Here is a 14081-nt window from a genome sequence, read left to right on the forward strand (position 1 = left end):
CTCATCCGACCAGTCGCTGCTTCACTTCGTTCAGCTGCTCCTGGCCACCTTCTCCCCGCATTGCGGGGAGAAGGAGCTTAAAACCTAAAACTCAAGTGATCACAGTCGGCGCGTCACGGCCGGTGCGGCCCTTGATGTCGGCGATTTCCTGGGCAGCCGTGATGAGATCGGCCAGCGCTTCCTGGGTCTCGATATTGTGACGGGTCGGATCGGGCTCGTAGCGCTCGATATAGACGCGCAGCGTGGCGCCGGTGGTGCCGGTGCCGGAGAGGCGGAAGACCACGCGGGAGCCGCCTTCGAAGAGGATGCGGATGCCCTGATGCTGGCTGACCGACTTGTCGACCGGGTCGTGGTACGCGAAGTCGTCGGCGGCGGAAACGGTGAGATCGCCGATTTTCGTGCCCGGTAGGGTCGGCAGCTTTTCGCGCAGCGCTGCAATCAGGCCGTTGGCAGCGTCTGTGTCGACGCCTTCATAGTCGTGGCGGGAATAATAGTTGCGGCCATAGGTGGCCCAATGCTGCGTCACGATATCGATGACGCTCTCGCCGCGTACGGCCAGGATGTTCAGCCAGAGCAGCACGGCCCAGAGGCCATCCTTTTCGCGAACGTGGTTCGAGCCGGTGCCGGAGCTTTCCTCGCCACAGATCGTTGCCATGCCCGCGTCGAGCAGATTGCCGAAGAACTTCCAGCCGGTCGGCGTTTCGTAGATGCCGACGCCGCGTTTTTCGGCAACGCGATCGGCCGCGCCGCTTGTTGGCATCGAACGGGCGATGCCGGCAATGCCATGCGAATAGCCGGGAGCGAGGTTGGCGTTGGCCGCCAGGATCGCCAGGCTGTCGGACGGGGTGACGTAGATGCCCTTGCCGATGATGAGATTGCGGTCGCCGTCGCCGTCCGATGCTGCGCCGAAATCGGGCGCATCGTCGCTCATCATGTCGTCGTAGAGCTCCTTGCAGTAGACAAGGTTCGGGTCCGGGTGATGACCGCCGAAATCCGGCAGCGGCAGGAAGTTGCGCACCGATCCGTCCGGGGCGCCGAGGCGGATCTCGAAGATTTCCTTGGCATAGGGGCCGGTGACGGCACTCATCGCGTCGAAGCTCAGGCGGAAGCCGAGGCTGATCAGGTTGCGGATGGCGCCGAAATCAAACAGCTCCTCCATGAGAGTCGCATAGTCTTCGACGGGGTCGATGACCGAGACGATCATGCCGCCGACATCCTCGCGGGCAATGCGGTCGAGGTTGATGTCCGGGAAGTCGGCGATCTTGTAGCTGTCGATCACCTTGGAGCGCTCATAGATGGCGTCGGTGATCTTTTCGGGCGCTGGGCCGCCATTGCTGATGTTGTATTTGATGCCGAAGTCTTCGGTCGGACCACCGGGATTGTGGCTGGCCGACAGGATAATGCCGCCGAACGCTTTGTATTTGCGGATGATATTGGAGGCTGCGGGCGTCGAGAGGATGCCGCCTTTACCGACCATCACCTTGCCGAAACCGTTCGCAGCGGCCATTTTGATGGCCTTCTGGATGACTTCGCGATTGTAGTAGCGGCCGTCGCCGCCGATGACCAGGCACTTGCCCTGATAGCCTTCGAGCGAATCGAAAATCGACTGGATGAAGTTTTCCGCGTAGTTCGGCTGCTGGAATACGGGAACCTTCTTTCGCAAGCCCGAAGTGCCGGGTTTCTGATCCGTGTAGGGGGTGGTCGGTACGGTTTTAATCATCGGGTTAAGCGCCTCTCGAGACTAGACTGGAGTAGAGAGCGACATAGCGTTCTGCGCTCCTGCCCCAGGATACGTCGGATTTCATGCCCTGCTTTTGCATCTGCGTCCAGACCTTTCGATCCTGGAAGAGGTGCATCGCGCGGCGCATGGCCTGCAACAGCCCCTCCGCGGTGACGGGTGAAAATTGAATGCCGGTCGCGACTTTTGCCTGCAGCGCGGCGTGGTTGGCGTCGATAATCGTATCGTTCAGCCCGCCCGTTCGCGCAACGATCGGCAGGCAGCCATAGCGTAAGCCATAAAGCTGCGTGAGACCACAGGGTTCGAAACGCGAGGGGATGATAATCGCGTCACAGCCGGCCTGCATCAGATGCGACATGGGCTCGTTGTAGCCGGCCGAAACGCCGACACGGCCGCGATGACGACCGGCTGCGGCAAAGAGCGCCCCCTCCAGCGCCGCGTCGCCTGCGCCGAGAATTGCGAGCTTGCCGCCCATGTGGACGATCTCGCTCGCAACCTCTGCCAGAATATCCATGCCCTTCTGCCAGGTGAGGCGGCTGACGACGCAGAAGATCGGACCATCATCCTCGTCGAGGCCGAAATGCTCGACGACCCGATGGCGGTTGATGGCGCGATCCTTCAGCGTCGCCGCGCTATAGGTCTGCGCGATCATCGGATCGGTCGCCGGATTCCAGATGTCGTCGTCGATGCCGTTGACGATGCCGTAGAGATTGTAGGCCTTGCTGGCGATGACACCTTCGAGGCCCATGCCGAATTCCGGGGTCAGGATTTCCTCGGCATAGGAAGGGCTGACGGTGGTCAGGGCATGTGCCGTCTGCAGCCCGCCTTTCAGGAAGCCGACATCGCCGTAATATTCGATGCCTTCCACCGAGAAAGCATGTGCCGGCAGACGAAGGCCGGGGAAGATATCGGCGCCGAACTGGCCCTGGAATGCGATGTTATGGATGGTGAGAACGCTCGGCAATTCCGGCGTCGGATAATAGCGCATATAGACCGGCACCAGCGCCGACTGCCAATCATGCGCATGAACGAGATCCGGCCGCCAGCCGGGCAAGAGGCCGGCGGCAATCTCGGCACCGGCGAGAGATAGCGCCGCGAAGCGCCGCCAATTATCTGGGTAGTCCTTGCCCGTCGCATCGACATAGGGGCCGCCGGTGCGGCTATAATAGGCCGGTGCGTCGAGCACGAGGAAGGAAATGCCCGCGTGCTCGACTTCTAGAATGGTGGCTGCCTCGCCAAGAAGATCCGGAAGCTCCAGACGGGTAACCGGATCGCGAATGGCTTTCATGACCGCAGGATAGCCTGGGATGAGGGTCTTGGTTTCGACGCCATAGGGCTTCAGTGCAATAGGCAGGGCGCCGACCACATCGGCCAGACCCCCTGTCTTGATCAAGGGGAAGACTTCGGACGAAACCGAGAGAACCTTCATAGGTTACAGATCCAGCTTGTCGATCATCGATTGGGTAATGAGGCAGATGCCGCTTTCCGTGCGGCGCCAGCGTTTGGCATCCAGTTCCGGATCTTCACCGACCACCAGACCTTCGGGAATGGTCACGCCATGGTCGATGACGACATTCTTGAGTTGTGCCCGGCGGCCAACCTTGACGCTCGGCAACACGACCGCACCTTCCAGCTTGGAGTAGGAATTGGCGCGCACGCCGGTAAAGAGCAGGCTGTTGTAGAGGCTGGCACCGGAAATGATGCAATCGCCGGCAACGACGGAGGAAACTGCCGAACCGCGGCGGTCTTCATCGTCATGGACGAATTTGGCCGGCGGGCTGATTTCCGCATAAGTCCAGATCGGCCAGGATTTGTCGTAGATGTCGAGTTCCGGCACCACGGCGGTCAGGTCGATATTGGCCTGCCAATAGGCATCGATCGTGCCGACATCGCGCCAGTATGCTTCGCGCTCGAAATCGGAGCGGACGCAGGATTGGGCGAAGCGGTGGGCCACGGCTTTGCCGTTCTTGACGATGTAGGGGATGATGTCTTTGCCGAAGTCGCGGCTGGAATTAGGGTCGGCCGCATCGCGCTTCAGGCATTCGATCAGGAATTTCGTGTGGAAGACGTATATGCCCATAGAGGCGAGCGCGAAATCGGGATTGCCGGGGATGCCCGGCGGATCGGCCGGCTTCTCGACGAAATCTATGATCCGGTCCTTGTCATCGACATGCATGACGCCGAAGCCGACGGCCTCCATGCGCGGCACTTCCAGGCAGCCGATGGTGACGTCTGCACCGGAATCGACGTGCTGCTGCAGCATCCATTCGTAGTCCATCTTGTAAATATGGTCGCCTGCGAGGATGACCATATATTCCGGACCGTAAGGCTCGATGATGTCGATGTTCTGGTAGACGGCGTCCGCGGTGCCTTCATACCATTGCGTTTCTGAGACGCGCTGCGAGGCCGGCAGGATATCGAAGCTTTCGTTTCGCTCTGGGCGGAAGAAGTTCCAGCCGCGCTGCATGTGGCGGATCAGCGAGTGCGCTTTATACTGCGTCGCGACGCCGATGCGGCGGATGCCGGAATTGAGCGCGTTTGACAGCGCAAAATCGATGATCCGGGTCTTGCCGCCGAAATAGACGGCTGGCTTGGCACGGCGGTCGGTCAGTTCTTTCAGGCGGCTGCCTCGTCCGCCGGCAAGAACGTAGGCCATGGCATCGCGCGCCAACGGCTGGAAACGTTTTTCTACCATTTTATTCCTCCCTGTCCGTAGTGATCTCAGAATTCCGGTTCGAGCATGATGGTCGCCAGCGGAGGCAGCGTTATCACCGCCTGTACGCCTCCGCCTGCATTCACGGCCTGGACGCGCCCGCCATTCCCTTTGCCGCTGCCGCCATAGATATCGGCATCGGTATTCAATATCTCGCGCCACCGCCCCTCCGCTGGCAGACGCAAGGTGTAGTTCTCACGATAGACTGGCGTGAAATTGGTGATGACGGCAACCGGCTTTTCGCCCGGCGCCTTGCGCAGCCAAGCGAAGACCGAGTTTTCGAAATCATCGACCACAAGCCATTCGAAACCATCGCCTTCGCAGTCGCGGGCATGAAGCGCCGGCTTGCTGCGATAGGTGAAATTGAGATCGCGAACGAGGCGCCGCATGCCTTCGTGCATGCGGTACTGCAGCAGGTTCCAGTCCAGCGCGCGTTCTTCGCTCCACTCGCTCCACTGGGCGAATTCCTGGCCCATGAAGAGCAGCTTCTTGCCGGGATAGCCCCACATGAACGCGTAGTAAGCACGCAGATTGGCGAATTTCTGCCAGTCGTCACCGGCCATCTTGGCGATCAGCGATCCCTTGCCGTGAACCACCTCATCGTGGGAGAGCGGCAGCACGAAGTTTTCCGAGAAGGCGTAGATCAGGCCGAAAGTGAGCTCGTTGTGGTGATATTTGCGGTGCACGGGCTCGCGGGCGAGGTAGCTCAGCGTGTCGTGCATGAAGCCCATATTCCACTTGAAGCCGAAGCCGAGGCCGCCTTCATGGACAGGCTGTGACACTTTTGGCCAGGAGGTCGATTCCTCGGCGATGGTCATGACGCCGGGGTGAGCGCCATAGAGCCGGGTGTTCATGGACTGCAGAAAACGGACGGCTTCCAGGTTTTCGTTGCCGCCATATTCGTTCGGAATCCATTCGCCATGCTTGCGGGAATAGTCGAGGTAGAGCATGGAAGCGACGGCATCGACGCGCAAACCGTCCAGGTGGTATTTTTCCGCCCAGTAGAGCGCGTTGTTCAGCAGATAGGCGAGGACTTCGGTTCGGCCGAAATTGTAGATCGCCGTATTCCAGTCAGGATGAAAGCCCTTGCGCGGGTCTTCATGTTCGTAGAGCGCTGTACCATCGAACCAGCGCAGGCCATGCTCGTCGGTCGGGAAATGCGCCGGTACCCAATCGAGGATGACGCCAATCCCGACCTTGTGGCAGCCGTTGACGAAACGGGCAAAGCCTTCCGGCTCACCGAAGCGGGCGGTCGGGGCGTAAAGACCCGTGGTCTGATAGCCCCAGGACGGATCGTAGGGGTGTTCGGTGATCGGCAGAAATTCGATATGGGTGAAGCCCATGTCGACGCAATAGGGGATGAGGCGCGAGGCGAGTTCATCCCATGACAGCATCGAACCGTCGTCCCGGCGCTGCCAGGAAGCGGCATGGACTTCGTAAATGGAAATTGGCTGGCGGCGCTGGTCGACGCTTGCCCAATGTTCGCGGTGAGCGGCATCGTCCCATACCTGGAGCAGTTCGTTGGCGGTGACCGACGCCGTCTTCGGGCGGAGTTCGCTGCGCCGGGCGAAGGGATCCGCCTTCAGCGGCAGCAACACGCCATCCTGGCCGCGGATCTCGAACTTATAGGCGACACCCGCGGGTACATCCGGGGCGAAGATCTCCCAGATGCCGCTATCGGAGCGGAAGCGCATGACATGCCGGCGGCCATCCCAATTGTTGAAATCGCCGACGACGGAAACGCGTTGTGCATTCGGTGCCCAGACGGCGAAATGAAAGCCCTGGACGCCCTCGTGCTTCAGCGGATGGGCGCCCATCTTGTCGAAGAGGCGCAAATGCGTGCCTTGCCGCGCAAAGTAATCGTCCATCGGTCCGAGGACCGGGCCGAAGCTGTAGGGGTCGGTCACAGCCCATTCGACATCGCCGCGCCTGGCGCGATAGCGGACCGGCTGCTGCTTGGCGAGTTTGACGTCGCCGGAAAAGAAGCCTGCCGGATCGAGACATTCGAGCTCGCCGATGACAGAACCGTCGAGCGCCGTGGCGGTGACAGCTTCCGCGCCAAGGATGAAACAGCGGGCCACATAGCCTTCATCCGTCTTGTGCACGCCGAGAACGGCGAACGGATTGGAATGCGTGCCTGCGAGAATTGCAGCAATATCCCCTGCCGAAATATCCCTCAAGCTTGTGCCATCAGCGGGTTTTTTCGGCTTTTTCATCCGGCTCTCCAGATTTCCTTGGCATACTGACGGATCGTCCGGTCGGAGGAGAACCAGCCCATACGAGCGGTATTGTTGATCGTCTTCGCATACCACTCAGATGGATTGGCCCAAAGAATATCGACCTCGCGCTGTGCCGAGGCATAGGCGTCAAAATCGGCGGCGACCATGAACCAATCGTGGCTATAGATGCCGTCGATCAGGCTGGCATAGCGGTTGCGATCGTCGGGGGAGAAGACGCCGGAGGCGATGGCCGAAAGTGCTTGAGCCAATTCGCGCGAACGCTCAATGATGGCGCGGGGGTTATGGCCCTCGGTGCGCAGGTTTGCGACCTCATCGGCCCGCAATCCGAAGATGACGATATTGTCCTCGCCGACATTGTCGCGCATTTCGACATTGGCGCCATCAAGCGTGCCGATAGTCAGCGCGCCGTTGAGGCCGAACTTCATGTTGCCGGTGCCTGAGGCTTCCATGCCGGCGGTCGAAATCTGCTCGGAAAGATCGGCGGCCGGAACCATGACTTCCGCCAGCGAGACGTTGTAGTTCGGCACGAAGACGACCTTCAGCAAGCCGCGCACCGATGGATCGTTGTTGATGACGCGGGCGACGTCGTTGATCAGCTTGATGATGAGCTTCGCGTTATGATAGCTCGGCGCCGCCTTGCCGGCAAAGAGCTTGACGCGCGGTTGCCAATCGAGCTCGGGATGCGAGCGGATCTGGTCGTAAAGCGCCACGGCCTCGATGACGTTCAAAAGCTGGCGCTTGTACTCGTGGATGCGCTTGATCTGGATATCGAACATCGCGTTCGGATCGAGCTTGATACCCATGCGGCTGGCGACGAGATTGGAGAGCTGCACCTTGTTGGCGCGCTTGACGGCGGCGAACTTCTCCTGGAAGGCGCTGTCGTGTGCAAACTGATCCAGCGGCTTCAGCTGCTCGGCATCGTCGAGGAAGGCGTCGCCGATGGTTTCGCGTACGAGATTGGTCAGGCCGGGATTGCACTGCATCAACCAGCGCCGCGGTGTGATACCGTTCGTCTTGTTGTTGATGCGGTCCGGATAGAGTTTGTGCAGGTCGGCAAAGACCGTGACCTTCATCAGGTCGGTATGAAGCGCGGAAACGCCGTTGATCGAATGCGAGCCGACAAAGGCGAGATTGCCCATGCGCACGCGCCGATCGCCGTTTTCGTCGATGAGCGAGATCGAGCGGATTTCGGTGTCGCTGAAATTGCGCAGCTTGCGCGCTTCCACCAGAACCTTGGCGTTGATGGCATAGACGATCTGCATGTGGCGCGGCAAAAGCCGCTCGAGCAGCGGCACCGGCCAGCTTTCCAAAGCTTCCGGCAGCAGGGTGTGATTGGTGTACCCGAAGGTGTTTCTGGTGATATCCCAGGCCTTGTCGAAATCGAAGCCATGGACATCGACCAGCAGGCGCATCATTTCCGTAACGGAGACGGCCGGATGTGTGTCGTTCAGCTGGATCGCGACCTTGTCGGCGAGATTGGTCAGGTCGTCATATTGCTGCAGGTGACGGCGCAGGATGTCCTGCAGCGAGGCGGACGAGAAGAAGAATTCCTGGCGCAGGCGCAGCTCCTGGCCGGCGGGCGTCGCATCGGCCGGATAGAGAACGCGCGTCAGGCTTTCGGCCTTGTTGCTTTCACGCAGCGCGCCGATGTGGTCGCCGGCGTTGAAGGCATCGAGCAGGATCGGGTCGATCGGCTGCGCCGACCAGAGGCGCAGCGTGTTGACGCGCTTGCCGCGCCAGCCGACGACGGGCGTATCGAATGCCGTGGCGATGACGCGTTCCGCGGGTTTCCAGACGTAACGCGGCTGATCGTCGTGGCTGCTGATGGTCTCGACGGCGCCGCCGAAACCGATTTCATAGGAGCTTTCCTGGCGTTCGAATTCCCACGGGTTGCCGTGGGCCAGCCAGGTTTCCGGCAATTCCACCTGCCAGCCATCGGCCATCTGCTGGCGGAAGAGGCCGTGGACGTAGCGAATGCCATAGCCATAGGCCGGCACGTCGACGGTTGCCATGGATTCCATGAAACAGGCGGCAAGGCGGCCAAGACCGCCATTGCCGAGCGCTGCATCGGGCTCGAGACCCGCGATGACACGAATATCGACGCCCAGCGAAGCGAGAGCGTTGGTGATCTGCTCCATTAGACCGAGATTGGAGATGGCGTCGCGCATGAGGCGGCCGATCAGGAATTCGAGCGATAGATAGTAGACGCGCTTGGCGTTCGTCTCGTAGGTCTTGCGGGTCGATTCGATCCATTTGTCGATGACGCGGTCGCGAATGACGAGGATCGTTGCCGTCAGCCAATCATGCGGCTTGGCGACCTTCGCGTCCTTGCCGATGCGGTATGTCAGACGCTCGATGATTTCTTCGGCAAGGATTTCGGGGCGGGAACTGCGCGGGGCTGGAACGGGGAGATCGGCCTTCGTCAAGTTATTCATACTATCAACTCTCGCCATTTGTGATTTATATTCAGCGTGTTACGCCCAATTAAATCGATTTGCCTTTCCGTTTCACTATCAGTTTACGCACCGATGTAAAGCAGTTGCAACAAGCGAGTTGCGCGGATGCGAAAATTGCGGCGAAAGGTTTCCGATGAATGCGAAAGAACTTGATTCTGATGATATTTCGGGTTCTTATTCGCGCATCGATCAAAACAAAAGCCGCGCAATACTCGTATTGCGCGGCTTTTTCCTTGTCGTCTATCGGTGGTTGCTCGGTGCGGATGCCGGGCGCGATCACTTGGTCAGGAGCGTCATTTGCTTCGATGTTTCCGTGGCGATTGTCGTGAACGCCTTGAAAAGATCCGCCGCGCTTTGGGGTGTGAAGTAGTCTGAGGCTGAAGTAGCGCAGTACTTCAGCAAGGCCTGGCCATTTTCCGGTGCCATGAAGGCGATCGTGTACACATGGATGCTATTGCTGCGTGCCTTGTCGCACTGTGCTTTGGTATCCGCGTCAGCATTTGTCACGTTGTTTTCGCCGTCGGTCATGAAAACAATGTACATGGTCGGATTTTTGACGCCGCTCTTATTCTTGTGCTGAAGTTGCTCGTTCGTCAGCCCGCCTGTCGCAGACGGTTTCGTCAACGCGTCGACTGCCGCCGTAAAAGCAGGCGCCGAATTCGTGGAACCTTTTGACGTCAAGTTGTTGACATATGTCGTGATGCCGCTCGTACCCCAGGCCAAAGCTGTCGCCGTTTGGGCGACGTTGTTATAGGAAACCGCCCCGGTGCGAACATACATCATGTTCGGGTCGGCCTTGTTCAATTGCGCGGAGAGATTGGACGTCGCGATTTTCAGCGACTCCATCTTCGAGTAATAGTTGGTCTGCGTTGTGCAATAGGTTCCCCAGCAGGTTTTTTTGGTCGGCTGCTCGGCATTAACCGTGTCCGTGGCCTCGTCCATTGATCCAGAACGATCCAGAACGAAATACATCGACAGCGCATTCTTTTGGGTTTCGGTAGTCTTTCCGCTGGTTGACGTGCTGGACGCAGAAATGTTCAGGGAGCCCTGCCCAGTCAGGCGGGTCATGCTGTTCACGGGCATTGAATAGGATGCGTTTACAACAACCGTGTAACCCGAATTCCCGGAGGAATCGGTCGTTTTTGTTACCGTTGTGCCGGTGCCCGCTTTCAGTGAATTCGTAGCATCCGTATCACCGGCGAGATAATTCGACATCTGGCCGAGGACGAAATTGTTGGCCATATCCTTGGCTGAGGTCGTGGTTGCACTGCCGTCCGCAAGCGCCGTTGCCGCAGCGAGCGCGGCGGCATCCGTGGATTCCTGGAGCTGACTGTGTGTCAGCGACATGTTGGTGACATCGACCGCCACACCACCCGCGACGGCCAGCACCGGGACTGCAATCGCCGTCAGGATGCCAAAATTTCCGGCTCTATCGCGTAAAAGTTGTTTCAATGCGCAAAGTAAATTGGAGCCGGCAATCATCATGTCCGCCTATTGGAAAGAGTTGGATTCTCAAGAACGGCGGGACTATCGATTACAAATATTAGTTGAGCGTTTAAGCGGCCAGTAGATTTTTAACAAACTACGTCATCTGACGCGATTTGCTTCAACTTTTTACTACTTTAAGTATATTCTATTTTAGTGGAATTACATCTACGGCCTGAACGGCTTCCTGATTGCCGTAGCTTTTCAGTACGCCGATAACGGGCGCGACGTCCGAATAATCCCGGCCATAGGCGACGACGATGTGATCGGTGCCGGCGGGAATATTGTTGGTCGGGTCGAGCTCGATCCAGCCTGCCGTTTCGCCGCACCAGACGCGCACCCAGGCGTGCATGGCGTCGGCGCCTTCCAGCCTTTCCTTGCCGGGCGGCGGGATGGTGCGCAGAAAGCCGCTGACATAGCCGGCGGGAATGCCGAGACTGCGAAGCGCGATGATCATGACATGCGAGAAATCCTGGCAGACGCCGCGCTTGAGGCGGAAGGCTTCCCTCGGCGTGGTGTCCACTGTCGTCGCCTCGGTATCATAGACGAAGTCCTTGTGTACCTGCGCGCAGACCGCATGGGCGATCTGCAGGGTCGTCAGATTGGCTGATTTCCATTGTCTGCTGTAATCCGCGATTTCCCTCGTGTCCGGCAGACGCGGGCTGCTGCCGAGAAAATGGTGGGGCGAAGACGGGTCGATCGACCAGCAATCATTGATCTCCTCTGGCAGCTTGGCGAGCAGCGGCGAGAAGTCCGCCCCGACGGGCTGGCTCTCCACCTGAACACGCGCCTGCATGCGGATATCGAGCCTTTCATGGGGCTCTCGCACGAGGATCGAAGTCGCCGGATGCTGGAAGAAATCCGTGAAGTGGGATTGCTCGTCCGGTCCCGGCGTTATCTTCACCGAGCCGGCTATCAGCCTCTGCCGGTTGGGCAGGGAGAGCGGCATGACGCGCAATATATGCCGCGCGCCGCTCGCCGGCACGTCATAGATATAGCCCATGTGAAGCGAGAGGTCGTAGAGCATTACGTCATCCGAGATAGGTGCGTGCCAGCAGGTCGGACAGCCGCTCCAGTTCGCGCGCCAGCTGTTGGTAGACTTCGACCGTCATTGCTTCGGGCGTCATCACTGCCAACCCCGAATGCAGACGCATGGCTTCGCGGAAGAAGGGTGACATCTGGCCGTTGACGTAGGCATTCGGCAATTGCTCGACCTCACGGTGGATCTCGTTCATCTGAAAAAGGATCGAGCGCGGATTAAGCGGATCGAGTGCCAGCAGATCCGTCACTGTCAGCCGAGCGGTATTGACGTTGTAGCGGCGGCGATGGGTCATGACGCTGTCGCCGATTTCAAGCAACATGTCGAGCGCGCCGTCGGGCGCATCGGGGCCGGACATGTGGCCGAGCAGGCGCGTCATATGCAGGCCGCGCTCGATATAGCGGCCGAGCGACAGGAAGCGCCAGCCGGTGAAGCGGTACATGTTTTCATGCACGAGACCGGCGAAGCCCGCGAGCTTGCGCAGCAGGATTGTCATGGCATGGCTGGCGTCATCGCCAGGCTTCACGCCTTCCTTGAAGCGGCGTGCCGTCTTGGCGAGATCGTTCAGCGCAAGCCAGCCATCGGGAGAGAAGCGATCGCGAATGTTGCTGGCCGAATAGACGGCGCTATCGATGTTGCGCAGCAGGTTTTCCGGCACCGCTTGCTTGGTATCGATGTCGATGGCGGCAAGATAGGCGCTGACATCGGCAAGTAGCGGCTGGTTCGGATCGGCGGCTTCGGCAAAACGTCCGTGCCAGGCGCGCAGGATGCGCAGTGCACCTTCGGCGCGCTCGATATAGCGGCCGAGCCAGAAGAGGTTGTCGGCCGCCCGGCTGGGCAGGCTGCCCGGCATGTTGCGGGTGAAAGTTTCTTCTGCCGGCAGAAGCGTGTGCGCCTCGACTGGCTTGTCGGAGACGATCCAGACATCGGCAGCCGAGCCGCCGGCCTGCATGGCAATCGCGGCGACATCGTCACCGCTGCCGATGCGGGCAAAGCCGCCGGGCATGATCTGCCAGCCGTTTTCCGTGCGGGCGGCGAAGACGCGCAAGCTCATCGGCCGTGGCGTGAGCTTGCCATTGACCCAGGCCGGCGTCGTCGAAAGTGTCACGACCTCCTGGCCCACCAGCTTGTTACCCTCGGTCGCCAGCCAGTCTGCGATCGAATCGCGGGCGGTGCTGCGCAGCGTCGAGCCCAGCACGGATTGGCCGTTATCATCAAAGAAGGGCATGCAGGAATAGGCCGGGCCAATGACCATCTTTTCGATATTGGCGGCGACATGTTCACGCTCGCTCTTCTGGCCGCACCACCAGGTTGCGATCGAGGGCAGCTTCAATTCCTCGGAACGCAGATGCCGGCAGATGGTCGGCATGAAGGCGAGCAGTGCTCGGGTCTCGAGAATGCCGGAACCGAGCGCATTGACGATGGTCACCGTCTGCGCCCGCAGGGCTTCGACGAGGCCGGGCGTGCCGATATGGGAGCGCTGGTTGAGCTCCAGCGGATCGGCGTAGGAAGCATCGAGGCGGCGCCAGAGCACGCTGATCGGTCGCAAGCCTGCGACAGTGCGCACCATCAGCTGATCATTGACGACAGTGATGTCCTCGCCTTCGAGCAGCATGAAGCCGAGGTAGCGGGCGATATAGGCGTGTTCGTAATAGGTTTCGTTGGCAGGCCCCGGCGTCAGGACGGCGACGCGGCCTTCGGCGCCGCGCTTGCCGCCGAGCAGGGCATCGCGGAACGCGCCGAAGAAGGAGGCGAGGCGATGGACCTTGGTTTCGGCGTAGATATCGGAGAAGGCGCGGGTTGTGGCGACGCGGGTTTCCAGCGCGAAGCCGGCGCCGGATGGCGCCTGCGCGCGGTCGGCCAGCACCCACCAATTACCGTCAGGACCGCGGCCGACCTCGAAAGCCAGGAAATGCAGGTAATGGCCGCTCGCGGGCTTGACGCCGACAAGCGGGCGCAAGAACTCCGGATTGGCGGCAATCAAGGCCGGCGGCAGCAGCCCTTCGTTCACCAGCCGGCTGTCGCCATAGATATCGGCGATGACCGATTCCAACAGATCGGCGCGCTGCTGCAGGCCTTCGGAGAGAGCCTGCCATTCGCGCTCGTCGATGAGCACGGGGATATGGGAGATCGGCCAGTTGCGTTCGCTGACACCCGCTGTCCCATAAGCGCGATAGAAGACGCCTGCATCGCGCAAATAGCGGTCGGCGCGGGCGAAGCGCTCGGTCAATCCCTCCTCCGTCATACGCGTCAGCGCCGAGAGGAAGTTTTGCCAGACCGGGCGCACCGCGCCGGTATTGTCGACCATTTCGTCGGCGACGCCGGGCAGGGGACGATAGGCAAAGACCGGTGCCTTGGCAGTGCCGGTCTTTACCTCGTCCCGTCGTTCCGTCGCCCGTTTTCTACCCAT

The 14081-nt window shown here is 60.0% G+C and carries 8 protein-coding genes; all 8 read right to left on the reverse strand.

Annotated elements, in window-relative coordinates; genetic code table 11:
* Positions 1-91: 91 nt before the first annotated feature.
* The 8 genes from AC13QE_RS23685 to AC13QE_RS23720 all read right to left on the reverse strand — a co-directional run bounded on the left by AC13QE_RS23685 (position 92) and on the right by AC13QE_RS23720 (position 14081).
* On the reverse strand, positions 92-1720 hold the full coding sequence (locus tag AC13QE_RS23685) for an alpha-D-glucose phosphate-specific phosphoglucomutase (RefSeq protein WP_488485502.1): 1629 nt from the start codon (positions 1718-1720) through the stop codon (positions 92-94).
* A gap of 4 nt (positions 1721-1724) precedes the next feature.
* A complete protein-coding gene (glgA, locus tag AC13QE_RS23690) occupies positions 1725-3167 on the reverse strand; it encodes a glycogen synthase GlgA (protein WP_132717554.1) in 1443 nt (480 codons plus the stop codon).
* 3 nt (positions 3168-3170) lie between these two features.
* Positions 3171-4433, reverse strand: coding sequence for a glucose-1-phosphate adenylyltransferase (glgC, locus tag AC13QE_RS23695; protein WP_132717553.1), 1263 nt, complete (start codon positions 4431-4433; stop codon positions 3171-3173).
* A 26-nt stretch (positions 4434-4459) separates the two neighbouring features.
* Positions 4460-6667: a 1,4-alpha-glucan branching protein GlgB gene (glgB, locus tag AC13QE_RS23700; RefSeq protein ID WP_488485503.1), complete on the reverse strand. Its 2208-nt coding sequence runs from the start codon at positions 6665-6667 to the stop codon at positions 4460-4462.
* Positions 6664-9126 (reverse strand): glycogen/starch/alpha-glucan phosphorylase, encoded by a 2463-nt coding sequence (locus AC13QE_RS23705; protein ID WP_488485504.1) that lies wholly within the window; start codon positions 9124-9126, stop codon positions 6664-6666. The genes glgB and AC13QE_RS23705 overlap by 4 nt, the downstream gene beginning before the upstream one ends.
* A 297-nt stretch (positions 9127-9423) precedes the next feature.
* Positions 9424-10629, reverse strand: coding sequence for a vWA domain-containing protein (locus AC13QE_RS23710; RefSeq protein ID WP_488485505.1), 1206 nt, complete (start codon positions 10627-10629; stop codon positions 9424-9426).
* A 151-nt stretch (positions 10630-10780) separates the two neighbouring features.
* Positions 10781-11659 carry a transglutaminase-like domain-containing protein gene (locus AC13QE_RS23715; protein ID WP_132717550.1) on the reverse strand — a complete coding sequence of 293 codons (879 nt, stop codon included), beginning with the start codon at positions 11657-11659 and terminating at the stop codon, positions 10781-10783.
* A 4-nt stretch (positions 11660-11663) separates the two neighbouring features.
* Complete coding sequence (locus AC13QE_RS23720) at positions 11664-14081, reverse strand: circularly permuted type 2 ATP-grasp protein (protein ID WP_488485506.1); 2418 nt, start codon at positions 14079-14081, stop codon at positions 11664-11666.

It is taken from the genome of Martinezella sp. CNPSo 3957 (genome assembly GCF_057784395.1).

Bases quoted from the DNA above. Each gene is read 5' to 3' on its own strand.
- AC13QE_RS23685 (WP_488485502.1), bottom strand. From the start codon at position 1,720: ATGATTAAAACCGTACCGACCACCCCCTACACGGATCAGAAACCCGGC.
- AC13QE_RS23705 (WP_488485504.1), bottom strand. From the start codon at position 9,126: ATGAATAACTTGACGAAGGCCGATCTCCCCGTTCCAGCCCCGCGCAGT.
- glgC (WP_132717553.1), bottom strand. From the start codon at position 4,433: ATGGTAGAAAAACGTTTCCAGCCGTTGGCGCGCGATGCCATGGCCTAC.
- glgA (WP_132717554.1), bottom strand. From the start codon at position 3,167: ATGAAGGTTCTCTCGGTTTCGTCCGAAGTCTTCCCCTTGATCAAGACA.
- AC13QE_RS23710 (WP_488485505.1), bottom strand. From the start codon at position 10,629: ATGATTGCCGGCTCCAATTTACTTTGCGCATTGAAACAACTTTTACGC.
- AC13QE_RS23720 (WP_488485506.1), bottom strand. From the start codon at position 14,081: ATGGGTAGAAAACGGGCGACGGAACGACGGGACGAGGTAAAGACCGGC.
- glgB (WP_488485503.1), bottom strand. From the start codon at position 6,667: ATGAAAAAGCCGAAAAAACCCGCTGATGGCACAAGCTTGAGGGATATT.
- AC13QE_RS23715 (WP_132717550.1), bottom strand. From the start codon at position 11,659: ATGCTCTACGACCTCTCGCTTCACATGGGCTATATCTATGACGTGCCG.